We start from the raw sequence: 24,184 nt of genomic DNA on the forward strand, positions 1-24,184 counted from the left end.
CCGAGCAGGGCTGCGGCGACACCCCACACGAGGCCGCCCGTGACGGTGCGACGCCATCCGGGCGCCCCGGCCCGTCCCTCCCCCAGCGCACCGGCGACCCGCCTGCCGGGGTGCCCGCCTCGTCGCAGCCAAGCCGTGTGTTCCGCGGTCACCGCGCCCACCCCTCCGTATCGACGCCGGTCCCCCGGTCGGCGGGACCCGTGCCGTCCTTCTCCCTGGTGCCCGGCATTCACACGTTCAAGGATCCACCCGTTGTTTCGGCAGGTCGACGACGGCCCGGACGCACTTGCCGACCGGCACGCGCCACGCGGTCACCGTGGTCGCCAGGACGTGGACGATCTCCAGTCCGTGCCCGCCGACGCGTCCGGGATCCTGGGGATAGCGTCTGGGCAGGGCGGCGCTGCTGTCGCAGACCGTGACGCCCACCGCGGCGTCGGTACCCTCCAGTTCAAGGATGTAGGGGCCGTGGCTGTGACGGTCGGCGTTGGTGACCAGTTCACTCACCACCAACAGCAGGTCCCCTTCCGCGCGGGCGTCGACGGACGCGCACCACTCGGACCGCAGCCGCTCCAGGAACAGCGCGGCGAAGTCCCGGGCCTCGGCGATGGATCCGGGCTCTCCGGTGTAGTGGGCGGCCTGCCGCAGCGGTTCCACGGACATGTCGAAGTCAGTAGGTATCACCGCTCCGTCCAAGGGTTCGATCATGCGGGTCTCTCTCGGAAGCCGATCCGTGCGCTTGCTGTGCGTCGTGTGTCGTACGCGTCGCTGCGCACGGTGTCGCACTGCTGCTCGTACCCAGCGAATCGATCCGCAGTCTCCCCCAGGTTCCACCGGCCTCCCGCACCGGGGAGGGGCTCACTCCGGGGCCAGTTCCGCCCGGCGGCGCTCCAGATACGCGCGCTCGGCCGCGCTGTCGGTGAGTGCGAGGGCGGACTCGTAGGCCCGTACGGCTTCGGTGCCGCGCCCAAGCCGCCGCAGCAGGTCCGCCCGTACTGCGTGAAAGGCCTGGTAGCCGTCCAGGTCGAGCGCCTCGACGAGCAACAGGGCCGGTTGTGGGCCGTCGGTCTCGGCAACGGCCACCGCTCGGTTGAGGGCGACCACCGGGCTCGGGGCGCAGTACATCAGCTGGTCGTAGAGCGTCAGGATCTGGCCCCAGTCGGTCGCTGCCGCGTCGGGTGCGTCGCTGTGGACGGCGTTGATCGCGGCCTGGATCTGGTAGGGCCCGGGCCTGTTGCGGCGCAGGCATCGCCGTACCAGGGCTTGGCCCTCGGCCACCAGTTCACGGTCCCACCGGGCGCGGTCCTGGTCGGTGAGGAGGACCAGCGCACCGTCCGGGGTCTCACGGGCGGGGCGTCGCGACTCGATGAGGAGCATGAGGGCGAGCAGGCCGAGGGCCTCCGGCTCGTCCGGCATGAGCTCGACGAGGACACGACCGAGGCGTACGGCCTCCGCGCACAGGTCCGCCCGGCCGCCGTAGCCCTCGTTGAAGATGAGGTAGACGACGGCGAGCACGCCTTTGACGCGGTCGGGGAGGTCGGCGTCGCGTGGGATGCGGTAGGGGATACGGGCGTCGCGGATCTTCGCCTTGGCTCTGACCAGACGCTGGGCCATGGTGGGCTCGGGCACCAGAAAGGCACGCGCGATCCGCGGAGTGGTCAGCCCGCCGAGGAGGCGGAGGGTGAGCGCGACCTGGGCCTGCGGGGCGAGCGCGGGGTGGCAGCAGGTGAAGATCAGGCGGAGCCGGTCGTCGCGCACGGGTCCCTCCTCGGCGGACGGATCGGGGGCGTACAGCAGGGCGGCCTCGGAGTGCCGGTCCTCGCGGGAGGACTCACGGCGCAGCCGGTCGATGGCCCGGTTGCGGGCAGTGGTGATGATCCAGCCGGCCGGACTCGGGGGCTCGCCGGTCTCCGGCCACTTCTCCAGCGCCGTGGCGAAGGCGTCCTGCACCGCTTCCTCGGCGAGGTCGATGTCCCCGAGGAAGCGGACGAGGACAGCCACCGCGCGGCCGTACTCCGCGCGGAAGGCGGTCTCGATGGCAGCGTCGCCGGTGTCGCCGATGCCTTCCCTGCTGCCGGTGTGCGCGGTCATCCGTCCTCGGCTTCGCCCATGAACGGGCGCACCTCGATCGGCAGCGTGGTCGCCAGTGTCGCCTTGCGGCCCCATGCGAGGGCGGCGTCGAGGTCGGGGGCCTTGATCAGGCAGATGCCGCCGAGGTACTCCTTGCTCTCGGTGTACGGGCCGTCGGTGATCAGCACGTCGCCGTCATGCGCGCGCAGCACGGTGGCCGTCTCCGGCCCGTGCAGTCCTCCGGCGAACACCCAGGCATCCGCCGCACGCAGCTCCGCGTGGAAGACGTCGAGGTTGTGCATGATCTCTTCCAGGGCCTCGGGCGCAGGCGGCTCTCCGACCGGCTGCATCACGCTCAGCAAGTAGTGCTTCATGACGTGTCCTCCTCGAAGTCGTACCGCTTCTCATTCCCTACACGAACGGGCGGCGGCCGGATCGACACCGGACACCACGACACCGGGAGTTTCTTTTCCATGACCACGGCGAGGACCGCGTTTCCCCCTCCCCACTCTCTTGTCGTCCGTGCGCGCAGGCTCGCGCACGAGGTGCTGGCGCCGCGCGCCGAGGAGGTCGACCAGGAGGGCATCCCCGCGAGCAGTATCGAGGCGGTCAAGCGGTCGGGGCTGCTGGGGGTGAGCGCTCCGGTGGAGTACGGCGGGTCTGCGGCGCCCGCGGCGGTGGCCCGGGAGACCGCGGAGATCCTGGCCGGCGCGTGCTGCTCCACCTGGTTCGTGCAGACCCAGCACCATACTCCGGTGGCGACTCTGGCCACGTGTGAACTGCCGGTGCAGGAGCGGCTGTTGGGGCCACTGGCACGCGGGGAGTTGCTGTCCGGGGTGGCGTACGCGCAGTTGCGGGCGTACCCGCGCCGCCCGGTCCGGGTCACACGGGAGGGCGATGGCTGGCGCTTCGACGGGACGGTGCCCTGGTACACCGGCTGGGGGCTGAACGACGTGATGCTGCTCGCCGGAGTGACGGACGCGGACGAGGTGCTGCTCGCCTTCACCGAGGCGCGTGAGCAGCCCGGCCTGCGCCCGTCGCCGCCGATGCGGCTGGCGGCCCTGACCGCCGCCCGGACGGTCTCGCTGGAGCTGGACGGGTTGTGGCTGAGCGACGACTCGGTGGCCCTCCGTGCCCCGTACAGCGTCTGGGCGGCCGGGGACCGGCCCAAGAGCACCAATGCCTCACCGGCGGTGTTCGGGGTCGCCGCGGCGGCACTCGACCTGCTGGACGGCGACCCGGACTCCGAGGAGGCCGCCCGCGCGCTGCGCGCACGGCTGGACGAGGTCAGGCGGCAGGCGTACGCCCTGGCCGACCATCCGGTGCCGTCCGAGCGCATCGCCGAGCGGCTGGCGTGCAGGACGCGGGCCTACGACGTGATGCGCGCGGCGACGACGGCGGCCGTGGTGGCCGGTGGCGGGCGGTCCATGGATCTGGGCAGCCGGGCGCAACGGCTTTCCCGCGAGGGCATGTTCCTGCTGGTGCAGGGCCAGACGGCCGAGGTCCGCGCGGCGCACCTCAGGTCGCTGTCGCGGTGAGCACGGGCCGATGGGTCCCTCAGGAGGCCGAGGGACACCGGGCGATTCCGGCGAACCCGGTGTCGGTCACGGTGTCAGACCGCCGCGGCCAGCACAGGCCTGCGGCCCAGGGCTGCCGAGAAATGGTCGACCACCTGGGTCAGGGCCTCGGCGGCGGCCGGTGCGACGGTCAGACTGCCGTCCTCCTCCGCGGTGATGTCCTTGTCGAGGGTGAACCAGCCCTGCACGATGTGACCGGCGCCCATCGAGGACAGCACCGGGCGCAGCGCGTAGTCGATGGCCAGCACATGGGCGACCGAGCCGCCGGTGGCCAGCGGCAGCACGGTCTTGCCGGTGAGGGCGTATTGCGGGAGAAGGTCGAGCAGCGCTTTGAGTGCCCCGGAGTAGGCGGCCTTGTAGACGGGCGTGGCGATGACCACGCCGTCGGCGCGGGCTACGAGCTCGGTGGCCTCGACGATCGCGGGGTGCCTGAAGTCGGCGCCGAGCAGGGCCTCGGCCGGGATCGTCCGGATGTCGAGGGGGATCACCTCGTGTCCCTGGGCTATCAGACGGGCGTCGAGGTGGCGCAGCAGTTTGGCGGTGCGGGAGGAGACGGAGGGGCTGCCGGAAACGGACAGGACGGTGGCCATGGGCCCTCTTTCGGAACGGGTTTCGCGAACGGAGCGGGAGGGAGCGAGGGGCGGAGCGAGCGGGTGTCGGGCGTGCGCGGGACTGGACCGACTTCGGCGTCAGACGTGAGCCTTCACTCGCATTGGGAACCCACTAGGCGCATTTCCCGGAGTCTGCGGGCATGCGGAACTCCTGTTGCGGCCATGCGAGTTCGCCGAATTCACGGATGCGACAAACGCTGAACTCGGGTGGGAGAACGCGACGCACGACTGCCCGATGGGAGCAGCGGTGGAGCGGAAAAGGGGGGTGCGGCGGCTGCGGAGGGTCAGGCCACGAAGCAACAGGAGGCGCTGGAGACACGCGCGAGATCGACATGGCGTCGTCGCGTGAGGTCCATTCGCATCTTCATGCTGTAGATCGTCGCAGCCGCCGGTCCGAGGCGTCAAGGACAGCCCGTCCGGTCTCGTATCGCGGACCACGGATTCCACGGCGGCGCGACAGGAAAGCCTTTGGACGGCGGTCGGAGCAGCCGCCCTCCCCTATGGTGCGTGGGCGCATTCGGTCCCGTGCGGGATCGGGCGCCGAACTTCCGTCCGGCCGGGGCGCGTTGCCCCTCCCCTTCGGCCCCTCGGCCCCCTCCTCCGTCCGTTCCGTGCCCGGTCTCAGTCCTCGTCGGGGGACGGCACCACCACGAGGAACGCATCCGACTTCAGATCCATCACGACCGTCGCGGGCTCACCCTCGGCGCGACGTCGCGCCGCGAACTCCTCCGCCGGCCACGATCCGCGCGGAGCTCCCGCAGGAAACCGCTCCAACACCTTCGCGCCCATAGCGGCCGACACCTCCAGCCTTCTCCGTCGACTCCGACCGCCGACGCCCATACCTTGCGGCTGCCCCTCATCCGCCGGGACATGTATCGGTCGTCCCGATGTCTTTGCGGCAGGTGCATCCGTAGCGCCCCTTCCCGGGGAGTGCTCAGCAGAAGCGATCAGTGGGGGTGGCGACGGAGAGGACCAAGGGCTCATGAGCGGTGACGACGCCGGAACGCGGCTGCGCTGCCCGGTCACCGGTGCGACCGGATACACCGGTGCCCGATGCGCCCGGCAATCCTCTGCCCACCGACCCGGACTGGGCGGGCGGGCGCCTCTGCACCGACAACCGCGAACTGACCGTTGACGCATCACCCGAGGTGCTGTGGCAGGTCGTCGAGGGAATCGGCGGCGACAACGGTTGGTACTCCTTCCAGCCGCCTGGGTACGCGGATGGCTGGACCGTCTGGCGGACGGGGTCGGCCTGCGGCGCGGACGCCGCGCGGCTGCGGGTGGGCGACTCCCTCGACTTCTGTGGGTCGAGGGGATCGAACCCGGTCATCTGCTGCGGTTGCGCGCGGAGATGCGGGTGCCGGGACTCGCCTGGCTGGAGATGTACGCGGAGCACGGCGACGGCGGCAAGAACTGCTACCGGCAGCGTGCCCTGTCCACCCGCACGGGCTGCTGGGCCACGTGTACTGGTGGAGCGTCGCACCGTTCCATACCGTGGTTTTCGGCGGCATTGCCCGTAATATCGCGCGGGCCGCGTCGCGGCGGACGAGGTGACCCGCGACCGACTCACCGACGTCGGCATCCGCGGGCACCCCACGACCCGAACAACCATGTCGCCGCAACCTGTTCGCCTCTGCCGCCCGGAGTCACCCATGACCGCCTCCGTCGTCCTGTTCACCTCCGACCTGCGCCTGCACGACCATCCACCGCTGCGTGCGGCTCTCGACGGTGCCGAGCAGGTCGTGCCCCTCTTCGTACGGGACGACGCCATCGCCGCGTCCGGGTTCGGCGCCCCGAACCGGCTGGCGTTCCTCGCCGACTGCCTCGCCGATCTCGACCGGGGACTCCGCGAGCGCGGCGGACGCCTGGTGGTGCGCTCCGGGGACCTCGTCACCCAGGTGGGCCAGGTGGTCGCCGAGGCGGACGCCGACGAGGTGCACATGGCGGCCGGGGTGAGCATGTACGCCCAGCACCGCGAGGAGCGGCTGCGTACCACTCTGGAGGCTGCGGGTTGCCGGCTGCTCGTCCACGAGACGGTGGTCACCGCGCTCGCTCCGGGTGCCGTCACCCCGGTGTCCTCGGACCACTTCGCCGTGTTCACGCCGTACTTCCGGCACTGGTCGCAGCGGCAACTGCGGGCCGGTCTCGACGCCCCTGGGAGCGTACGGGTGCCGGAGGGTGTCGGTTCGCAGGAGATCCCCTCCCGTGAGGCTGTGTCAGGCGTGTCGGCGGGGCTGGCCAAGGGGGGCGAGACGGAGGGCCGCAGACGGCTGACGGACTGGCTGCGGGGCGGTATCGCATCGTACGAGGAGCATCACGACGACCTGCCCGGCGATGCCACGTCACGGCTGTCCCCGCATCTGCACTTCGGAACGCTCTCTCCCGTGGAACTCGTGCACCGCGCCCGCGCAGTGGGCGGCCCCGGCGCCGACGCCTTCGTACGGCAGCTCGCCTGGCGTGACTTCCACCATCAGGTGCTGGCCGCCCGCCCGGACGCGGCCACCGCGGACTACCGCACACAGCACGACACATGGCGGTCACCGGTCACGGCCCGGGAGGACGTCGACGCGTGGAAGGAGGGCCGCACCGGCTATCCCGTCGTCGACGCCGCGATGCGCCAACTGCGACACGAGGGCTGGATGCACAACCGCGGACGCCTGCTGACCGCGAGCTTCCTCACCAAGACGCTGTACGTGGACTGGCGCGTCGGAGCCCGGCACTTCCTGGAGCTGCTGGTGGACGGTGACGTGGCCGACAACCAACTCAATTGGCAGTGGATGGCGGGCACCGGCACGGACACCCGGCCCAACCGTGTCCTCAACCCCGTTGCGCAGGCCAAGCGGCACGACCCGGACGGAGCGTATGTGCGGCGCTGGGTGCCCGAACTCGCGGGCATCCCGGGAGCCGCCGTGCACGAGCCGTGGCGGCTGGCCGGTCTCGACCGTGCCGCCTGCGACTATCCCGATCCCGTCGTCGAACTGTCCGAGGGGCTGGCCCGCTTCAGGCGGGCCCGCGGTCGCGACTGAGGGGAAGCCACCGAGGTCACCGAGGGTGCAGGGCCACGTCGGCCCTGCAACCGCGGTCGTACAACGCTCAGTTCCAGACTTCCCGGTACGACGGCGCCGTACCTGTCCGCGAGCGCGGCGGCGGCGTCCCGCACGCGGCGGGCGGAGTATGCCCCCGGTGGAGGCGGACTCCCCAAGCCCTTGACGCCGGAGGGGGGTGATCCTACGGTCCCTACACCGCCACACGATCGGTCAGCCCCGAAACATTCGATGAGAGGGAGCGCTCCCACACCCCCGATCCGGCACGTCGGTTTCATGGACTGTCCGCATCGTCCCCGTCCGCGCGAAGAGCCGTGCGCCGTCCTCTCGTGTGAGGCCTTGCCAGGGCCACGTCACGAAACTTTCGCCCCCTGCGGGGCCGTAGTGGGCCGGCGGAAGACCAGGTGGTGGCGCGTGCCTGCGATGCCGAAGCAGGTGGCCACACAAGGGGAACGACGTCGAATCAGCGAGTCGCGGACGCGAAGCACACATCAGCGCACGTCCAGAGGAGGAGCAATATCGTTACACCGGAGTGTCACCGGCACCACGGGTACGGAGTTACCAAGTCGTCGAGCCGTACTGGCGACCATGAGTGCCCTGCCGGTCCTCGCGGCCGCGGCGCCAGCGGTGGCAGCGTCCCGAGCACCATCCTTGGCGACGGCCGCCGTGACGGTCGACCCGTCGGCGACCCGGCAGACGATTCGGGGGTTCGGCGGCATGAACCACCCGCTCTGGATCGGCGACCTGACGTCTGCCCAGCGAGACACGGCGTTTGGCAACGGCGAAGGACAGCTCGGATTCTCCGTGCTGCGAATCTTCGTCTCCGAGGACAGAGCGAACTGGAGCCGTGAGGTCGCTACGGCCAAGCGGGCAATCGAGCTCGGGGCCACGGTCTTCGCATCGCCGTGGAATCCCCCCGCCCAGATGGTCGAGACCTTCGTCCACGGCCAACAGACCGACGCGAAGCGGCTCCGCTACACCATGTACGGCGCCTATGCGCAGCACCTGAACGACTTCGTCGCGTTCATGCGGACCAACGGCGTGAACCTGTATGCCATCTCCGTGCAGAACGAGCCCGACTACGCCCACGACTGGACCTGGTGGACCCCGACCGAGATGACCAGGTTCCTGCGGGAGAACGCCGGGTCGATCAGTACCAAGGTCATCGCTCCGGAGTCCTTCCAGTACGTCAAGAGCTTCTCGGACCCGATCCTCAACGACCCCGGAGCCCTCGCCAACCTGGACATACTCGGGGCGCACCTCTACGGCACCTCGTTCCAGAACTTCCCCTACCCCCTCTTCAAGCAGAAGGGCGCGGGCAAGGAACTATGGATGACCGAGGTCTACTACCCCAACAGCAGTGATTCGGCCGACCTGTGGCCACAAGCGCTGGACGTGGGAGAACACGTCCACCGTGCGATGGTGGATGCCGAGTTCCAGGCGTACGTGTGGTGGTACATCAGGCGCGGCTACGGGCCGATGCGGGAGGACGGGCGGATCAGCAAGCGCGGTGCCGCCATGGCGCACTTCTCGAAGTACGTCCGCCCAGGGCACGTGCGGATCGCAGTGACCCCGAACCCGCAGCCGAACGTCTACCTCTCGGCTTACAAGGGGAGCGGTTCCCGGGTGGTCATCGTCGCCGTCAACAAGGGGACCTCTCAGGTGAGTCAGCAGTTCACCCTGCAGAACAACGCCTCGTCCGGCGTGTCCTCCTGGCTGACGGACGCAAGCAGGAACCTCGCATCCCAGAGCAGGATCACCGTGTCGAACGGCTCTTTCACCGGACAGCTACCCGCTCAGAGCCTGACGACGTTCGTGACGGGATAAGGCGCAGCCACCGTCCCCAGGGGACAGGACTGTTCCGGAGGCGCCACACACCGAGTCGGCTTCGCCCGCGAGTGATCCACGGTGTCCAGCTCTTCGGCCTGCATCACGATCTCCACGCATCATCGTCCTACCGCGGCAGACGTGCAGCTTGTCCAGCCGTCCGCGACCCGCATGCCTGGGTCTCGGCGTCCTTGCACGAACGGACGACGAAGGCACGGACGCGCGATCCCGACTCGTCGTGGAAAGCAGCTGAGGCAGGGCGGCGGGCCACACGCCGAACACCGGCCTTGACGCCGCGCGCGGGCCCACGAGATGCCCTGGCAACCGCCCCCTGGGCTCAGCCAGGACCTGGTCGTCACTCGCCCTCGCCGGCCAACGTCGGTGACGCTTCTTGCGCTCGCCACCGCAGCACTGCTGGCGCCGACCGCGTGTTCGGACGGCGGGGCACGGACACCAAGGCGGCCGACGCGATGCCGTCCGCCAACAGTCGTCCGACAGAGCGACCGGATGACCACGGACGAGCCCTTCGGCCCGGCATGTTCCTCCGCGCCGAAGGGCAGCACGGGCTCCTTTGCCGGTATGCCCAAGAACCCGGTGGCCACGGCGGCCTCGAACAACCCCGCCCTGTCCACGCCGGTCACGGCGGTGAAGAAAGCCGGTCTTGTCGACACCCTGAACAACGCGCAGAACATCACCGTGTTGGCCCCGGCCAACGACGCCTTCGCGAAATGTGCGTGGGCAGCGAGCGCCCGGCTGACCTCGGCGCCTACGACTCCGTACGCTCATCACCGCTTCGTGACCCGTCCTCGGGCAGCAGCCGCTTGAAGCCGAGCAGCGTGCGGTAGCGCTCCCGCCGGGTGAACTCCTCCAGGCGCCAGACGGCGGGCCGGCCCAACTCGGCGCAGAGATGCAGGACTTGGCCCTCCCCCACCACCACGCCCACATGCGCGCCCCAGGCGTCGTCACCGGCGTTGAAGAAGGCCAGGTCCAGTGGCCGGGAGGCGCGCACCCGCTCGGTGTGTCCTGTGTCCGCCCACAGGTCGCTCGACCGCCATGCGGGGACGTGCAGAGCGAAGTGGCGGAGTACCTCGTAGGCGAAGAGCTGACAGTTGGCCCCTTCGGTGAGGCCCGGCTTCTCGGCCACGGCCGGTGACCCCGGAAAGCGCCTGCCGACGTACGGCGTTGCCCAGAGCTCCGGGGGCAACCTCGACATCAGCGCCTCCGGGGGCCATCGCTCCCACCGCGTCTCCGGAGACGACCGTGCTGTTGTCTCCGGAGACGGCCTCGCCGTCGGCTCTTCCTCACTCGACGTCCGCACCCAGTCCCCCGTCCGCCGTGTACCGCGCCAGTTCCCACGGGTCGTGTGCGCTGAAGACGTCCACCTCGTCGCCGTGCAGCCGCACCAGTTCCCGCAGACGGGCATGGTTGCCGAGCCGCAGCGGCCTGTCCACCTCGGTGATCTGCTGGAGTATGTCCATGCCGGGGTGCCCCTGCGGGCGGTCGGGGTCGATCTCGCGGTGGAAGTAGTAGGCGTCCCCGCAGTGCAGCAGCCACCGGTCGGCGTCCTCGACGGCTATCGCGCTGTGCCCCCGGGTGTGGCCACCGAGAGGGACGAGCAGGATCTCCGCGTCCATTCCCTCCAGGGGTCGGACCGCGTCGAAGCCGAACCAGGCGTCTCCTCTGGGTTCCGGGTAGGTCACCCAGTGCGGCCGGTGGGCCCACTGGGCGGGGCGGTAGCGCAGGCGGTCCTCGGGGTGGGCCCCGGGTGCCGCCATCGCCGCGCGGTGCTCGGCCTCGCTCAGGTGGACCTTGGCCCAGGGGAAGTCGGGCAGTCCGCCGGCGTGGTCGAGGTCGAGATGGCTCAGGACGATGTGCCGGACGTCCTGCGGGCTGAAGCCCAGGCGGACGACCTGGTGCACGGCGGTCTCCTCCAGGTCGAGGACCGGTTGGGCCCGCCCGACGAATTCCGCCCCCAGGCTTTCCTCGGGCCGTGCCACATCGGCCGTACCGATACCGCTTTCGACCAGGACGAGACCGTCGCGGTCGGTCTCGACCAGGAGGCAGTGGCAGATCGCGGGAAGGCTGCCCTCCGCTGTGTCGATCGTCCGCAGGGAACCGCAGTTGAGGTGGTGGATCTTCATGGTGAATCTCCTTCACGCGCCGACAGGTGTGCCGCAGGGCGGGCGCCATATAGATAACGAACGTTCGTGAGCTAATAGCGAACGGTCGTTAGGTTAAGGTGAGTTCATGAGCCCGCGCAAGTCCGTTGCCGAAACCGCCGCCACCCGCGACCGGATCATCACCAGTGCCCTCGCCCTGGCCACCTCCGAGGGACTGGAAGGTCTCACCATCGGCCGCCTGGCGACCGACCTGGGGATGAGCAAGGCAGGAGTGATCGGCCACTTCGGCAGCAAGGAGGCGCTGCAACTCGCCGTGCTGGCGTCGGCGGTCGAACGCTTCCGGCTGCGCGTGCCCGCGCGCGCCGTCGGCGCGGAACCGGGCACCCGGCGGCTGACGCGCGCCTTCGACGAGTGGGTCGACTACATGGCCGAGGCCGAGGGCCACGGAGGCTGCTTCCTCACCTCCGTCGCGACCGAGTTCGACGGTCGCCCCGGCCCGATCCGCGATGCGGTCCTCGAAGCGCTCGCCGCCTGGTCGGCCTACGTGAGGGCGGAGCTGCGCACCGCAGTCGAGACCGGGGAACTGCCGCCCGACACCGACGTGGACCAGGTGGCCTTCGAACTCGACGGCGTGGTGTTGGCGGCCAACCAGTCCATCCAGCTCCATCGCGATCCGCGGACACCCGCGCGGGCGCGCCGCGCCATTGCCCGGCTGCTCGCCGCGTAGCAACTCGCCGCACAACCAGGGGGACGGATGGAATCGCCGGGACACGGCAGTCACGTGGAGAGCCTGGACGACAGGCTCGTATCGGCGGCGCAGGCAGGGGACGCGGACGCGGTGCGTGCGCTACTGGAAGAGGGCTCGGATCCCAACGCCGCGGGCAGGAACGGGCTGCCGGTGTTGTGCTCGGCCGTGGCGGCGTACGACACCGAGGTCGCCGAGGCCCTGGTGGAGGGCGGCGCGGACCCCGACCGAGCGCTGCCGGACGGTACGACACCGCTGCTGCGGGCCGTCGATCTCGGCTCTCCGGCGATGGTCACGACGGTCCTGGGCCCCCAGCCACTGCTTCGGCTCTCGCCGGCGGAACGGGAAGGGCTCCTCGCCGCCGCCCGGAACTGGTACGAGACGGGCGCGGCCGAGGAGTTGCGTCGCAGGACCGGAGCCTTCGGCCCAGCGGAAACGCTGCTGGTTCAGGACAACGAGAACAACCACATCGATCAGGTGTCCCTCGGCGGACTCACGGTCCGGGCGGGGCACGGCGCCGTCCTCACCGAGTTGGAGTGGGCCTTCCGCATCCTGGCCCCGGTCGAGGAACTGGTGGCCCGCGGCGTTCGCCCGCCCGACGAGAACCACGTGAACTGGTCCGCGTCCCGCTTCGTCCTCGCTCTTCGTCGCAGCAAGGAGACCTGGTCGGCCGTGGTGGCCTTCCGTCACCACCCGTTGCCGGACCACCGGCTGTTCGTGCTCTCCTACCTGCGGATCAGGCTGCTGTTCGAGAGCTCCAACCGCCACTCGTACGCGAAGGCGGAGAGTCAGCTCCTGGCCGCCTGGGCAGCCGAGGAGACGGACAGCGCCGTGCTCGCCCAGGTCCTCAGTACGTACAACACCTACGAACACCCGGACCAGGAGGCTGTCGGCCTGCGCTACGCCGACCACCCGGATCCCCGCGTACGTCGCGAGGTGCCCGACTGCTTCATCACGAACGACGCCGTCCTCACCGACGCCGCCACGACCACGCTGCTCACCCTGGCGCGTGACCCCGATGCCGCGGTGCGCTGCGCCGTGTGCGAGGCGATCGGCCCGGCCGTCGATCCCATCGCTCCCTTCTCCGAGGCCCGGCAGGCGCTGCTGGCGCTGATCCGGGACACGGACCCTGACGTACGGGCCTGCGCCGCGGCCACCCTGTCCAGGTCGGACGACCGCACGCCCGCCGTCGCCGACGCGTTCATGGCACTGCTCGACGAGGACGACCGACTGCTGCGCCTGGCGGGCGCCTACGGTCTCGCCAGGCAGGACGATCCGCGGACCGAGGAGGCGTACGAGCGTGTGGGGCCACTCGGTCCCGGCTTCGAGCACGACGACCGGGCGGACGGCCTGTGGCGCTGGAGACGGCGGAACAAGCCGGAGCAGCACTGACGACTCCCGCGGCGATCGCGCCCTGGCGCAGAGCGGCAGATCTCGCCCCTCACGCCCCCTTGGACCCGCCCACCTCTACACATAAAGAGAAAATAAGTGCAGAATATGCATAAGCGGCGCTAACCGCACAGCTCACCAGACGCGGTCAGGCCTGCAGAGATCGAAGGAGACGAGTCATGGCCAACGTCTCGCACACCAGAGGTGACATCACCAGCCACCCTGATGCCTCCGAAATGCGCGCTCGGTACGACCGCATGCTCGGTGGTCGCGATGTGGCGCTCGTGGACGGACCGGTGTTCCTTCTCGGTCTGTACTGCGCCGTATCCCCGTGGATACTCCACTACACGACAAGTCAGCCCGCCCTCGTGACCCACAACCTGATCATGGGTATTGCGATCGCGTTGCTGGCTCTCGGGTTCACCGTCACACCGGAGAGGATGTACGGCCTGAGCTGGGCGATCTGCGCGATGGGCACATGGATGATCATCTCTCCATGGGTCGTCGGCGACAGCCCGGACACCGGTGTCGCGCTCAACAGCATCATCATCGGCGCACTGGCCGTGGTGCTGGGGATGCTGTGCGCGGTCACGGCGAGGGGCAGCAACACCCGGGCGTAGCCCCGGCAGCACGGAAGGAAACCGCGGGCCGGCCTGTCACGAGCGGGCCGGCTTCGCCGTACCGGCTCAGTGGCCGGGCATGAGCCACGGCTCCTGCGGCAGCGGACTACCGGTCTCGATGAGGGACTTCAGGTTGGACAGCACCGCCGACCAGCCGGAGGCCGCGTCGCTCAGCGCCGCCTCGTCGGGCAGGTCCTCGTGGGTCACGGTGAGCCGGACGATGTCGGCGTGCGGCTGGATGTCGTAGGTGACCCGGGTGTACTTGTCCTCCTGGCCCTCGTCCTCGGGTGCGGCCCAGGTGGTCACGAGGCGAGTGGGGCGGTCGCTCTCCACTACGGTGCCGATGACGTCGGCGATGCCCGAACCGTCGGTGCGCCGGTGTTCCCACCGGGAGCCGGGCTGCCAGTCCGACACGTTGCTGTGGCCCCAGTAGGCGGCGGTGAGGTCGGCGTCGGTGAGCGCGTCCCAGACCTTCTCGGGCGTGCTCCGGATGTAGATGACGTAGACGAAGTTCGGCTTGTCGGTCATGGCTTCCTCGGCTCGTTGCCTCAGAGCGCTCAGCGCGCGCAGGCGCGGGCGCTCGAACTTGTCGATCCACCGCTCCTGGACCTCGTGGAGCGGCACCGGGTTGAGGTAGTGCAGCTTTTCGCGTCCCCGCCGCACCGTGCTGACCAGGTTGGCGGCCTCCAGGACACCCAGGTGCTGGGTCACCGACTGGCGCGTCATGTCGATGTGCTCGCACAGCTCACCGAGCGTCTGCCCGGCGTGCTCGTGCAGCCGGTCCAGCAGCCGCCTCCGGGTCTCGTCGGCCAGCGCCTTGAAGACCTGGTCCATCGCAAGGTCGTCCTCTGATCGCACACTCAAAGTTATGCAGGCATTTACTTGCATGTCAACCCTGGACGGGGGAAGCCTATGATCCGAGGCGCCGATATCCCCCGCCGCGCGGCCACAACGCAGGCTCCCGTGAAGAGTAGGTCTCCCACCGTGACCGGTTCTGTCGACAAGGCACCTTGGCTCCTCGCACGCTTCGCGCAGGCCGCGATAGGCGTGGGAGCTGTCGCGGATGTGTTCCGGGTGGTGGCTGTCAGGGATCACCGACTGCACCCCACGGACGCGTCGCTGAGCAGGTCGGGATTCGCGTCGATGGTGTTCGTGTACGTCATGACGGCGGCCGTCGTGCTGTTCCTGGTGTGGTTCAGCCGCTGCCGACGGAACGCACATGTCGCCGGCGACGGGTCCGCGGTCTGGGCCGTCGCCGCCTGGCTCATTCCCGTGGTCAACCTGTGGGTCCCGCGAGGACTCCTCCTTGATGTGCAGCGGGCAAGCAGCACCGAGGCGGCGGAGAAGGGAAGCAAGGACACCCTGGTGAACGCCTGGTGGGTCGCATGGGTTGGACACGGGCTGCTCGCGGCGGGGTCCCAGTTCAGCAAGGGAACCTCGATGCCCCTCCTCGTGGCGTCGGAAGCGTTCAACCTCGCCGCGGCGGGCCTCGTGCTGTGCGTCATCCAGCGCATCACCGCTCTGCAGAGTGCCGCGCTCCCGACCGTGTCACCTGCCGCATCCCGTACTCACGCTTGACCACGGCTGCGTCCGCGACCCCCTCGACGGCCCGGTCTCCGGGGAGATCCCGGCGAACCGGTGATGCCCCCTTGGCCGCGGCGACTCACTCGCGGGAGGATCAACCCATGGACAGCCGACCGACGTTCATCCTGCCCGACGTACTACGACTCGAAGGATTCGGCATACGGCTGCGGGAGTGGTCCGACGAGGACGTGGCGGACCTCGTCGCCTTGTACGACGATTCCGAGATCGACCGATGGACGCCGGTGGCCTCCCCTTTCGACGTCGAGGCGGCAAGGGCGTATCTCGCCGCGGCTCACGACAAGCGCGCCCAGGGGCAGTCCGTGCAACTCGCCATCACCACGGACGGCGTCCGGCCTCTGGGTGAGGTCCTGCTGTTCCGCAGCGCCTCCGACCCGAGGGACGTCGAACTGGCCTACGGCGTCGGGGCCGCACACCGAGGGCGCGGCCTGGCCTCCAACGCGGTGCGGCTCCTCGCCGGATACGCCGAGCGGACCACCGGGGCGCGTCGCACCTTGCTGCGCATCGAGGCGGGCAACGCCGCGAGCGAGGCGGTGGCCGGGGCGACCGGGTTCGTGTTGACGGACGACGAGCCGGTCATCCGTATCTCGAAGGGGCGGGAGGTCGTCCTGCGGACCTGGAGCCGGGGCCCGTCGATTCGTTGATCAACTGATCGCCACGGCGCAGGCGCCGGCACCGTCCTTGTCCGGGGAGGGAACCGACATGCCGGAAATTGATCGGCGTGGAGCTGAATATCAGCGCAAGCCGACACGTGACAATGGGTATGGAACCCCCACTCTCCGTCTCTCGGCCGCCGAAGCGGCTGCCCTCGGCGCCGCCCCGATTATCCGTATCCGATACGCCGACCGCTCCCTCGCGGTTGGCGTGGCTGGATGCCCTGCGCGGCATCGCGGCACTCGTCGTGGCCTTTGACCACTCGTCGTACACCTTCATGGCGGAGTTCCGGCGGGAGCTGATGCCTCAGTTCAACACCAGTCGGTACGCCATCATGGTGTTCTTCCTGGTCAGCGGCTACATCATCCCTGCGTCGCTCGAACGCCGGGGCCGCATCCGGACCTTCTGGATCGGACGGATCTTCCGCATCTACCCGCTCTGCGCGGCTGCCGTCACCGCGGTCCTCGCACTTCACCTGGCGGGCGTCGCCCAGATCCGCGACGACTTCGGCCGCCAGAGCGCAGCCACCGTGGTCCTCGCCCACGTCACCCTGCTCCAAGAGGTGCTCGGGACGCGCGATCTCCTTCTCGTGCTGTGGACGCTCTCCTACGAGATGGCCTTCTACCTGCTGGTCGTTGCGCTCTTCACGGTCCGCCTGCACCAGCGGTCGGCGGCCGTCGCCGTCACGTTGGGCGTGTTCGCCGCCGTGAGCGGCACGGCAGGGGGCATGGTCGCGTCCTCCGCCCTCTCCGGCGCGATCGGTACCGGTCCGCTGATCGTGTTCGCCTCGATCATCCTGGTGGTCGCCATCTGCTGCGCAAGCTCAGGCTCGCCCGCGCTGCGCGTGTTCGGGGGCGTACTGGGCGGCGTGCTTGCGCTCGTTCTCGTGCTTTTCAATGGCACCGTCCCCATGTGGGAGGGTCTGGTGATCCTCGCCGTGATGTTCCTGGGCACCGTCGTCTACCGGGCCGACACGGGCCGGAGCAGCTGGTGGTGTGCGGCGTCGACAGCCGCCGTGGTGGTCTCCTGCGCCGTGGGGAGTGCGTACGCGCACAGTCGCGGCACCGAGTACACGCGACGCGGCTGGATCGTGGCCTTCCTGCTGGCCGTGCTCACCTTCGGTGCCGGCCTGGCGTGGCGTCACCGGCGGATACCGCGTTGGCTGACCGGGCTGGGAACGATCAGCTACTCGGTGTATCTGGTGCATCCGGTGCTGCTCGCCGTGATCGACGGCCTGTTCGGCCGTTGGCGCCGAGACGAGGTTGTGCTCGAAGTGGCGTTCTTCGCCGTGCTGTTGCCACTGTGCGTGCTGACCCACCGTTGTATCGAAGCGCCAAGTCAGGCACTTGGCCGCAAGCTGGCACGCCACGTGGACCCTCCTGTGAAGGGCACCCATGACGAGCGGTGCGCCCAGGCGCCGCCCGCCTCCTCCTGACAGTCCCGTCCAGGTCAGCCGCCCGCGGCGCCAAGCTTCGCGGAAGTGCGCTGCTGAGCCGACCGGTTGACGCCACGTCAGGTCATCCCGTCCGAAACTGCACATCCGCTCCCCCCAAGGCCGGAAGCCGGCCACGGATCTGTGCCAGAGGTGTTGACCCGCCTGTGAAAACGTTTTAACTTCCCTTCACTCCCTACCCGCAGCCGAGGAGGCTCCGTGGCAGCGTTGCTGCGCGAGCGCCCTGGAAAATCGACGGTGAGCCCCTCATCCCGTCACCCGACAGGCGCTCCAATGAAGCGAAAAGGTTTTCACAAACACCGGAGCAGGACGCTGTCCCTGCTGATGGCGCCCGCTCTCGCGTACTTCCTGGTGTTCCACTACGGAGCGCTCGCCGGCAACGTCATCGCCTTCAAGGACTACGTCCCCTTCGACGGCATCTGGGGCAGCCCCTGGGTCGGCCTCGACAACTTCCAACGGATGTTCCAGGACGCCGAGTTCTGGGACGCGGTGCTCAACACCCTCTGGATCGCCTTCCTCCAGATCGTGTTCTACTTCCCGGTCCCGCTCGCGCTCGCCATGCTGCTGCACAGCCTGACCTGGAGCTCGGTGAGCCGCTTCGTGCAGTCGGTGGCGTATCTGCCGCACTTCATCTCATGGGTGATCGTGGTCGCGCTGTTCCAGCAGGTCCTGGGTGACACGGGCATGGTGAACAGCTATCTCGGCGACGCGGGTCTGCACACCGTCGACATCATCGGCAACCCGGACGCCTTCAAACCGCTCGTCGTCGCGCAGGTGATCTGGAAGGACGCCGGCTGGGGCACGATCATCTTCCTCGCCGCGCTCTCCCAGGTCGACGAGCAGCAGTACGAGGCCGCCGCGATCGACGGGGCCGGTCCCTGGCGGCGCTTCTGGCACATCACTCTGCCCGCCATCCGTCCGGTGGTCGTGCTGCTGCTCATCATGCGGCTCGGTGACATCCTCTCCGTCGGCTTCGAGCAGATGCTGCTCCAGCGCGACGCGGTCGGCCCGCAGGCCGCCGAGATCATCGACACCTTCGTCTACTACCAGGGCATCGTCGGCGGTGACTACGGATTCGCCGCGGCAGCGGGCCTGTTCAAAGGCCTGGTCGGCGCGCTCCTCGTGTACGCGGCCAACAAGGTCGCCCACCGCCTCGGCGAACAGGGGGTCTACAAGTGAGCGCTCATGCCCGGCCCGGCTGGATGGAGAAGCCGCGGCCCGCCACCCAGGCCGCCAAGGCGGTGGCCCTCACTGTGGTCGTTCTGCTGGTCTGCGTGCCGTTCCTGGTGATCCTGTCGACCTCGCTCGCCTCGCAGCGCGAGGTGGTGGCCAACGGCGGCTGGGTGCTGTGGCCCAAGGACCCGACCCTGAAGGCGTACCGGGACATCCTCGACGGCGGGATCGTCACCCACGCTCTCGGCGTCAGCGCGGGTGTCACGATCGTCGGCACGCTGCTCAGCCTCGTCTGCACCGTGACACTCGCCTACGCCCTGTCCCGCCCCGGGGTCTTCGGCGGCAAGCCGGTGCTCCTGCTGGTGCTGTTCACCTTCCTCTTCCCGCCCGGCATGATCCCGAGCTTCCTGGTGGTCAAGGAACTCGGACTGCTCGACAGCTACGCCTCACTGGTCCTGCCCGTACTGGTCAACGTCTTCAACCTGGTTGTTCTGCGGGGCTTCTTCCAGGGGATCCCCGAGGAGCTGTACGAGGCGGCGCGGCTGGACGGTGCCGGGGACTGGCGTGTGCTGTGGACGATCGTGATCCCCCTGTCGAAGGCGGCGCTCGCGGTCGTCGGCCTCTTCTACGCGGTGGCGTACTGGAACTCCTGGTTCTATGCCTCGCTGTACCTGGAGAGCGACCACTGGCCGCTCCAACAGGTGCTGCGCACCTACGTGGTGGCCGGCTCCGGGCTCACGGACACCACCACCGGCGAAGCCGCGGTCAACGCGCCGCAGACCATCCAGATGGCCGTCCTCGTGATCGCCACCGTGCCGATCCTGCTGGTCTACCCCTTCCTGCAGAAGTACTTCACCAAGGGCGTGCTCACCGGCGCCATCAAGAGCTGACGCCACATCAAACCTCTGGTCCTGCCCCCAAGAGCCGCATCCAGAAAGGTCATTCGCCCATGCCCAGAATGTCCCGACGCACCCTGCTGCGTTCCATGGCCGCGGGCGGCGCCGCAGTTTCCGTCCCCGGTCTGCTGACCGCCTGCTCCACCGGATCCGACGACGGCGACGTCTCCAACGCGGGCAAGAAGCTGGCCCCGTGGCCCGCCTACGCCGCTGCCACCGGACCCAAGCCCGACCTCGCCCCCACCGACGCCGGCGTCCAGCCCGGCTACACCTCCTACCCCGCCGACCTGACCACCTCGGTCGCCCGCACCCCGGGAGACGGCTCCACGGTCAAGGTCATGGCCGTCACCTTCGGCGTACCCCCGACGGGAAGGGCGCAGAACCAGTACTGGCGGGCCGTCGAGAAGGCCCTGGGCGTCAAGATCGAGTTCACCGTCATCTCGCAGGCCGACTACCAGAAGAAGATGGCCACGGTGATGGCCGGTGACGCCGACGACCTGCCCGACATCATCAACATCTTCTCAGGCTTCGTCCTGCCCCGCGAGGCGCAGTTCGTGCAGAAGCGGGCCGAGGACCTGACCCCGTTCCTGTCCGGCGCGTCCGTCAAGGACTACCCCAACCTGGCGGGCATCCCCACCCACGCCTGGCGCGACATGGGCCGCGTCGGCGGCAAGATCTACGGCATCCCGCTCGAACGGCCCTTGCCCGGCTCCACCCTGTGGGTCAACCAGGGCATGTTCACCGGCGCGGGCATGAAGGAGGGCTGGACCTCGGCGGACTTCGCCGCCGTCGCCAAGAAGGCCACGCACGGGAAGACATACGCGCTGGGCGCCGCGACCGGCTCGCTGTTCGGCAACGCCGTCCACTCGGCGGCCCACAACGCGCCGCAGGGCTGGTCGGTCGACGCCAAGGGCGTCTTCCACTCCGGCTTCGAGGACGAACGCTTCAAGGCGTCCGTCGTCTACCAGGCGCAGCTGCGCAAGAACGGCTCCTACCACCCCGACGCCACCTCGCTGTCGTCGGCCGACCTGAGCACGCTGTTCCTCAACGGGACGGCCGGCTCCATGCAGAACGGCTTCGGCGCGTACCAGGCGCTGTACCCCGACTCCGAGGGTCTGCTGACGCCGGCGCCCGCGCTGCCGTACGGCGTGGACGGGACGGCCGGCGGTGTCGTCGCCGCCCGCCGCTCCTTCGGCTACACCGTGCTGAAGAAGGCGAAGAAGGAGCGCGTCGAACTCCTGCTGCGCATCCTCGACTACCTGGCCGCTCCGTTCGGCACGAAGGAGTGGGAACTCACGCACTACGGCCTGGAGGGCCCCCACTTCACCCGGGGCAAGGACGGCGCACCGCAGCCCACCAAGCTCGGCGAGGTCGAGAACATCACCAACCTGCCTTTCAAATACCTCGCCGAGGGACCGCAGGTGCTGTTCGTTCCGGAGCGGCCCGAGGCGGTCCGCGCCCTGCACGCCTGGCAGCAGAAGGTGGTTCCGGTCGCCATCCGCAACGCTTCGTACGGGCTGCAGTCCCGCACCAACACCGCGCAGGGCACCACTCTCAAGGCCCTGATGGAGGACACGATCACCGCCGTGATCGCCGGACGCAGCCCGCTGTCCGAATACGACGCCGCCGTCAAGAAATGGCGTTCGCGCGGCGGCGACAGAATGGCCCAGGAATACGCCAAGGAGTACGCCGCCAACGCGTGAGGCGGCACCGGCGGACAGATCACGGCGAACAGGAACGGGGAACGACATGGCGACAAAGGGACGGGTCACGATCCGCGAGGTGGCGGAGCGGGCGGGCGTGTCCGTGGCCACGGTCTCGCGCGTGCTCAGCGGCAACTACCCGGTCCCCCCTGCCACCCGCACCAGGGTGCTGCGGGCGGCACAGGCGCTCGACTACGTCGCCAACGCCCACGCCCGTGCCCTGGTCGGCGGCGGTCGCAAGATGGTCGCCGTCGTCCTGCGGCAGGTCACCAGCCCCTTCTACGCCCAGGTCGCCGAGGGCGTGGAGGCGGAGGCGGCCGAACGCGGCTGGCTCTGCCTGGTCGGCGCCACCGGCGGGGATCCGCAACGGGAGCTGGAGTTCGTCCAGTTGATGCGGGAGGAGGGAGCGCGCCTGGTGATCCTGGTGGGCGGTGTCGTCGAGGACGACGCCTACCGGGAGCGGGTCGCGCACTACGCGCAGGCCCTCGACGCCGCCGGGGCCCGCCTTGTGCTGTGCGGGCGGCCCGCGCCGGACGCCGACATCCCCGCGCTGGTCGTCGAGTTCGACAACGAGGCCGGGGCCCGCGCCGTCACCGGCCACCTGCTGTCGGCGGGACACCGCAGGATCGTCTTCCTCGGCGGCCTGCCCGGCAACACCACCCTGGACGCCCGCGTCGCCGGCTACCGCGCCGCACTCGCCGAACACGGCCTGCCGGCCGAGGCCGGGCACGTCGTCGACTGCGGCCTCGGTCGCGGCGCCGGGCACCGGGCGATGGCCGAACTGCTCAAGGACAAACGGGAGTTCACCGCCGTGGTCGCCGGTGACGACATGGTCGCCGCCGGCGCCATCCGCGCCATCAGCGAGTCCGGCCTGCGGGTTCCGGACGACATCTCGATCGTCGGATACAACGACATCCCGCTCGCGGAGGACTTCAACCCGCCCCTCACCACGGTCCGCACACCGTCCCAGGAACTGGGCCGGGCCGCCGTTCGCCTCGCCCTGCGCGACCCCGAACAGGCGGCGGGTGCCCACCACTTGCTCGGCACCCACATCGTCGTACGCGACAGCGTCGCCGCACCCCCGCCGGGGCGCGGCCTGTGACAGACGGAGGACCCACCCCCGCATGACCGCGCCGCACCTCTCGGCCGACGCCGGCCGCCTGCCGCCCTCCGACCCCGCACTTTCCCCGCTCACCGGCTGGACCCGCCTCCACTGGGAGGCGACGGCCGACCGCCTCCTGGACGGCCTTCTGCCGTACGCCTCACCGGAGTTGGCCCAGTACCGGCTGCCCGGCCCGGCCAGCCACTCCGGCCCGTGGTCGGACGGCCTGGAGGGCTACGCCCGCTCCTTCCTGCTCGCCGCCTTCCGTATCGCCGGCTCCGGCGGGCAGGTCGGCCCCGCCCTGATCGAGCGGTACGCGGCCGGGCTCGCCGCCGGCACCGATCCGTACGGCGCCGAGTGCTGGCCGCCCATCCGCGACCGGGCCCAGCCGATGGTCGAGGCCGCGTCCGTCGCGATCGCCCTGCACGAGACGCGGCCGTGGCTCTGGGACCGGCTCGACGACGGCCTACGGCAGCGGGTCGCCGCCTGGCTCGGCGGGTTCGTCGGCGCGCGGGTCAACGACTCCAACTGGCGGCTGTTCCAGGTCATCACGGAGGAGTTCCTCGCCTCCGTCGGCGCCCCGCACAGCCGTGCCGAGATCGACGCGGGGCTCGGGCGCCTGGAGGACTGGTACCGGGGCGGCGGCTGGTACACCGACGGCGACGGGCGGAAGTTCGACTACTACAACGCCTGGGCGCTGCACCTGTATCCGGTCCTGTGGGCACGCATCGCAGGGCCGCGCGCCGACCCCGGCGCAGTGGCCCGGCACCGCGAGCGGCTGCGTGAGTTCCTCGCCGTGCACCAGTACTTCTTCGGCTCCGACGGCGCGCCCGTGCACCAGGGCCGGTCTCTCACCTACCGTTTCGCCACCGCCGCACCACTGTGGGCCGGCGCCCTCGCCGACGCCACGCCCCTTCCGCCGGGCCTCACCCGCCGGCTGGCCTCCGGCGCCCTGAAGCACTTCGCCGAGCGCGGAGTCCCTGACGAGCAGGGCCTGTTGAGCCTGGGGTGGTACCGGCCCTTCCGCCCGGTCACCCAGCGCTACTCGGGTCCCGCCTCCCCGTACTGGGCGAGCAAGGCGTTCCTCGGACTGCTGCTGCCCGCCGACCATCCGGTGTGGACGGCTCCCGAGGAGGCGGGTCCCGTCGAGACGGCGGACCGCCAGGTGGCCCTGCCCGCTCCCGGCTGGCTGCTGCACTCCACGTCCGCCGACGGGATCGTACGGCTGGTCAATCACGGCAGCGACCGGCTGCCGCCGGACCCGGCCGAGTCCGAGGACAACGCGCATTACACGCGGTTCGCCTACTCCAGCGCCACCGCCCCGCAGACGCCGCCCGCCGAGGAGCCGCCCGGCCCGGACAACCATCTCGCGCTGCTGGGCACCTCGGGTGCCTCCCGTCGCGGGCGCATCCATCCGCTGTACGCCGACGGCCGCCAGGCGGCGTCGTGGCACGCGCCGCTGGGGCCAAAGGGGGAGACGCCTTCGCGCATCACCACAATGAGCGTGGTCCACGGCGCGTGGGAGGTGCGCGTGCACCAGGTCGAGGCGCCGGCCGGCACCACGGTGCGCGAAGGCGGCTGGGCCGTGGCCTGCGACACCG

General features: G+C 69.9%; 23 protein-coding genes and 2 pseudogenes. 16 read left to right on the forward strand and 9 right to left on the reverse strand.

The annotated features are described in order from the left end of the window. Positions 1–237: 237 nt before the first annotated feature. The 3 genes from ABZS97_RS34460 to ABZS97_RS34470 form a co-directional block, all read right to left on the reverse strand. Positions 238–705, reverse strand: a complete 468-nt coding sequence (locus ABZS97_RS34460; protein WP_356144273.1) for an ATP-binding protein — start codon at positions 703–705, stop codon at positions 238–240. A 150-nt stretch (positions 706–855) separates the two neighbouring features. Continuing rightward, positions 856–2,088, reverse strand: a complete 1,233-nt coding sequence (locus ABZS97_RS34465; RefSeq protein ID WP_356144275.1) for an RNA polymerase sigma factor — start codon at positions 2,086–2,088, stop codon at positions 856–858. Then, positions 2,085–2,441 carry a YciI family protein gene (locus ABZS97_RS34470; protein ID WP_356144277.1) on the reverse strand — a complete coding sequence of 119 codons (357 nt, stop codon included), beginning with the start codon at positions 2,439–2,441 and terminating at the stop codon, positions 2,085–2,087. Before ABZS97_RS34470 ends, ABZS97_RS34465 begins: the two co-directional genes overlap by 4 nt. 99 nt (positions 2,442–2,540) lie before the next feature. Between ABZS97_RS34470 and ABZS97_RS34475 the strand changes: the two genes are divergently transcribed. Beyond that, entirely contained in the window at positions 2,541–3,605 is a 1,065-nt protein-coding gene (locus tag ABZS97_RS34475) for an acyl-CoA dehydrogenase family protein (protein WP_356144279.1), read from the forward strand. Between the two features lie 74 nt (positions 3,606–3,679). Here ABZS97_RS34475 and ssuE read toward each other — a convergent pair whose 3' ends face one another. The 3 genes from ssuE to ABZS97_RS34490 form a co-directional block, all read right to left on the reverse strand. Then, positions 3,680–4,234 (reverse strand): NADPH-dependent FMN reductase, encoded by a 555-nt coding sequence (ssuE, locus tag ABZS97_RS34480; protein WP_356144281.1) that lies wholly within the window; start codon positions 4,232–4,234, stop codon positions 3,680–3,682. A 305-nt stretch (positions 4,235–4,539) separates the two neighbouring features. After that, the gene (locus ABZS97_RS34485) at positions 4,540–4,623 is read right to left on the reverse strand and encodes a putative leader peptide (protein WP_356144315.1); all 84 of its coding nucleotides are present in this window, start codon (positions 4,621–4,623) and stop codon (positions 4,540–4,542) included. A gap of 253 nt (positions 4,624–4,876) precedes the next feature. Next, entirely contained in the window at positions 4,877–5,044 is a 168-nt protein-coding gene (locus tag ABZS97_RS34490; RefSeq protein ID WP_356144283.1) for a hypothetical protein, read from the reverse strand. 257 nt (positions 5,045–5,301) lie between these two features. On the opposite strand from ABZS97_RS34490, the pseudogene ABZS97_RS34495 reads away from it, so the two are divergent. The 4 genes and pseudogenes from ABZS97_RS34495 to ABZS97_RS34510 all read left to right on the forward strand — a co-directional run. After that, positions 5,302–5,809: pseudogene (locus ABZS97_RS34495) on the forward strand (DUF2867 domain-containing protein); the annotation flags it as partial. A 98-nt stretch (positions 5,810–5,907) separates the two neighbouring features. Further along, positions 5,908–7,281, forward strand: coding sequence for a deoxyribodipyrimidine photo-lyase (locus tag ABZS97_RS34500; RefSeq protein WP_356144285.1), 1,374 nt, complete (start codon positions 5,908–5,910; stop codon positions 7,279–7,281). Between the two features lie 606 nt (positions 7,282–7,887). After that, the gene (locus tag ABZS97_RS34505) at positions 7,888–9,126 is read left to right on the forward strand and encodes a glucuronoxylanase (RefSeq protein WP_356144287.1); all 1,239 of its coding nucleotides are present in this window, start codon (positions 7,888–7,890) and stop codon (positions 9,124–9,126) included. Between the two features lie 312 nt (positions 9,127–9,438). After that, positions 9,439–9,951, forward strand: a complete 513-nt coding sequence (locus tag ABZS97_RS34510) for a fasciclin domain-containing protein (protein ID WP_356144289.1) — start codon at positions 9,439–9,441, stop codon at positions 9,949–9,951. On the opposite strand, the gene ABZS97_RS34515 is transcribed toward ABZS97_RS34510, so the two are convergent. Continuing rightward, positions 9,893–10,270, reverse strand: a complete 378-nt coding sequence (locus ABZS97_RS34515; protein ID WP_356144317.1) for a hydrolase — start codon at positions 10,268–10,270, stop codon at positions 9,893–9,895. The two genes, ABZS97_RS34510 and ABZS97_RS34515, sit on opposite strands and share 59 nt — an antisense overlap. Positions 10,271–10,427: 157 nt before the next feature. Beyond that, complete coding sequence (locus ABZS97_RS34520; RefSeq protein WP_356144291.1) at positions 10,428–11,267, reverse strand: MBL fold metallo-hydrolase; 840 nt, start codon at positions 11,265–11,267, stop codon at positions 10,428–10,430. A gap of 106 nt (positions 11,268–11,373) precedes the next feature. On the opposite strand from ABZS97_RS34520, the gene ABZS97_RS34525 reads away from it, so the two are divergent. The 3 genes from ABZS97_RS34525 to ABZS97_RS34535 all read left to right on the forward strand — a co-directional run bounded on the left by ABZS97_RS34525 (position 11,374) and on the right by ABZS97_RS34535 (position 14,000). Beyond that, entirely contained in the window at positions 11,374–11,973 is a 600-nt protein-coding gene (locus ABZS97_RS34525; RefSeq protein ID WP_356144293.1) for a TetR/AcrR family transcriptional regulator, read from the forward strand. A gap of 27 nt (positions 11,974–12,000) precedes the next feature. After that, positions 12,001–13,383: a HEAT repeat domain-containing protein gene (locus tag ABZS97_RS34530; protein ID WP_356144295.1), complete on the forward strand. Its 1,383-nt coding sequence runs from the start codon at positions 12,001–12,003 to the stop codon at positions 13,381–13,383. A gap of 176 nt (positions 13,384–13,559) precedes the next feature. Continuing rightward, the gene (locus tag ABZS97_RS34535; protein WP_356144297.1) at positions 13,560–14,000 is read left to right on the forward strand and encodes an SPW repeat protein; all 441 of its coding nucleotides are present in this window, start codon (positions 13,560–13,562) and stop codon (positions 13,998–14,000) included. Between the two features lie 66 nt (positions 14,001–14,066). Here ABZS97_RS34535 and ABZS97_RS34540 read toward each other — a convergent pair whose 3' ends face one another. Beyond that, entirely contained in the window at positions 14,067–14,834 is a 768-nt protein-coding gene (locus tag ABZS97_RS34540; protein WP_356144299.1) for a metalloregulator ArsR/SmtB family transcription factor, read from the reverse strand. A 150-nt stretch (positions 14,835–14,984) separates the two neighbouring features. Between ABZS97_RS34540 and ABZS97_RS34545 the strand changes: the two genes are divergently transcribed. The 8 genes and pseudogenes from ABZS97_RS34545 to ABZS97_RS34580 all read left to right on the forward strand — a co-directional run. After that, positions 14,985–15,578, forward strand: a complete 594-nt coding sequence (locus ABZS97_RS34545; protein WP_356144301.1) for a DUF4328 domain-containing protein — start codon at positions 14,985–14,987, stop codon at positions 15,576–15,578. 107 nt (positions 15,579–15,685) lie between these two features. Continuing rightward, positions 15,686–16,246 carry a GNAT family N-acetyltransferase gene (locus tag ABZS97_RS34550; protein WP_356144303.1) on the forward strand — a complete coding sequence of 187 codons (561 nt, stop codon included), beginning with the start codon at positions 15,686–15,688 and terminating at the stop codon, positions 16,244–16,246. 119 nt (positions 16,247–16,365) lie between these two features. After that, positions 16,366–17,691 carry an acyltransferase gene (locus ABZS97_RS34555; protein ID WP_356144305.1) on the forward strand — a complete coding sequence of 442 codons (1,326 nt, stop codon included), beginning with the start codon at positions 16,366–16,368 and terminating at the stop codon, positions 17,689–17,691. Between the two features lie 342 nt (positions 17,692–18,033). Beyond that, positions 18,034–18,888 carry an ABC transporter permease subunit gene (locus tag ABZS97_RS34560; RefSeq protein WP_356144307.1) on the forward strand — a complete coding sequence of 285 codons (855 nt, stop codon included), beginning with the start codon at positions 18,034–18,036 and terminating at the stop codon, positions 18,886–18,888. Then, positions 18,885–19,772, forward strand: a complete 888-nt coding sequence (locus ABZS97_RS34565; protein WP_356144309.1) for a carbohydrate ABC transporter permease — start codon at positions 18,885–18,887, stop codon at positions 19,770–19,772. Before ABZS97_RS34560 ends, ABZS97_RS34565 begins: the two co-directional genes overlap by 4 nt. Before the next feature lie 59 nt (positions 19,773–19,831). Next, on the forward strand, positions 19,832–21,481 hold the full coding sequence (locus ABZS97_RS34570) for an extracellular solute-binding protein (protein WP_356144311.1): 1,650 nt from the start codon (positions 19,832–19,834) through the stop codon (positions 21,479–21,481). Between the two features lie 37 nt (positions 21,482–21,518). Then, positions 21,519–22,583, forward strand: a pseudogene (locus ABZS97_RS34575) (LacI family DNA-binding transcriptional regulator); the annotation flags it as partial. Positions 22,584–22,605: 22 nt separating this feature from the next. Next, on the forward strand, positions 22,606–24,184 hold a 1,579-nt coding region (locus ABZS97_RS34580), incomplete at its 3' end, for a DUF2264 domain-containing protein (protein ID WP_356144313.1).

It is taken from the genome of Streptomyces sp. NPDC005485 (assembly GCF_040606085.1).
Taxonomy (GTDB): domain Bacteria; phylum Actinomycetota; class Actinomycetes; order Streptomycetales; family Streptomycetaceae; genus Streptomyces.

What these genes read in the sequence shown, in the direction of transcription:
- ABZS97_RS34460 (WP_356144273.1), bottom strand. Translation starts at nt 705, where the DNA reads ATGATCGAACCCTTGGACGGAGCGGTGATACCTACTGACTTCGACATG.
- ABZS97_RS34530 (WP_356144295.1), top strand. Translation starts at nt 12,001, where the DNA reads ATGGAATCGCCGGGACACGGCAGTCACGTGGAGAGCCTGGACGACAGG.
- ABZS97_RS34550 (WP_356144303.1), top strand. Translation starts at nt 15,686, where the DNA reads ATGGACAGCCGACCGACGTTCATCCTGCCCGACGTACTACGACTCGAA.
- ABZS97_RS34560 (WP_356144307.1), top strand. Translation starts at nt 18,034, where the DNA reads ATGGCGCCCGCTCTCGCGTACTTCCTGGTGTTCCACTACGGAGCGCTC.
- ABZS97_RS34555 (WP_356144305.1), top strand. Translation starts at nt 16,366, where the DNA reads ATGGAACCCCCACTCTCCGTCTCTCGGCCGCCGAAGCGGCTGCCCTCG.
- ABZS97_RS34540 (WP_356144299.1), bottom strand. Translation starts at nt 14,834, where the DNA reads ATGGACCAGGTCTTCAAGGCGCTGGCCGACGAGACCCGGAGGCGGCTG.
- ABZS97_RS34465 (WP_356144275.1), bottom strand. Translation starts at nt 2,088, where the DNA reads ATGACCGCGCACACCGGCAGCAGGGAAGGCATCGGCGACACCGGCGAC.
- ABZS97_RS34525 (WP_356144293.1), top strand. Translation starts at nt 11,374, where the DNA reads ATGAGCCCGCGCAAGTCCGTTGCCGAAACCGCCGCCACCCGCGACCGG.
- ABZS97_RS34470 (WP_356144277.1), bottom strand. Translation starts at nt 2,441, where the DNA reads ATGAAGCACTACTTGCTGAGCGTGATGCAGCCGGTCGGAGAGCCGCCT.
- ABZS97_RS34510 (WP_356144289.1), top strand. Translation starts at nt 9,439, where the DNA reads ATGCCCTGGCAACCGCCCCCTGGGCTCAGCCAGGACCTGGTCGTCACT.
- ssuE (WP_356144281.1), bottom strand. Translation starts at nt 4,234, where the DNA reads ATGGCCACCGTCCTGTCCGTTTCCGGCAGCCCCTCCGTCTCCTCCCGC.
- ABZS97_RS34500 (WP_356144285.1), top strand. Translation starts at nt 5,908, where the DNA reads ATGACCGCCTCCGTCGTCCTGTTCACCTCCGACCTGCGCCTGCACGAC.
- ABZS97_RS34505 (WP_356144287.1), top strand. Translation starts at nt 7,888, where the DNA reads ATGAGTGCCCTGCCGGTCCTCGCGGCCGCGGCGCCAGCGGTGGCAGCG.
- ABZS97_RS34485 (WP_356144315.1), bottom strand. Translation starts at nt 4,623, where the DNA reads ATGAAGATGCGAATGGACCTCACGCGACGACGCCATGTCGATCTCGCG.
- ABZS97_RS34475 (WP_356144279.1), top strand. Translation starts at nt 2,541, where the DNA reads ATGACCACGGCGAGGACCGCGTTTCCCCCTCCCCACTCTCTTGTCGTC.
- ABZS97_RS34490 (WP_356144283.1), bottom strand. Translation starts at nt 5,044, where the DNA reads ATGGGCGCGAAGGTGTTGGAGCGGTTTCCTGCGGGAGCTCCGCGCGGA.
- ABZS97_RS34535 (WP_356144297.1), top strand. Translation starts at nt 13,560, where the DNA reads ATGGCCAACGTCTCGCACACCAGAGGTGACATCACCAGCCACCCTGAT.
- ABZS97_RS34520 (WP_356144291.1), bottom strand. Translation starts at nt 11,267, where the DNA reads ATGAAGATCCACCACCTCAACTGCGGTTCCCTGCGGACGATCGACACA.
- ABZS97_RS34570 (WP_356144311.1), top strand. Translation starts at nt 19,832, where the DNA reads ATGCCCAGAATGTCCCGACGCACCCTGCTGCGTTCCATGGCCGCGGGC.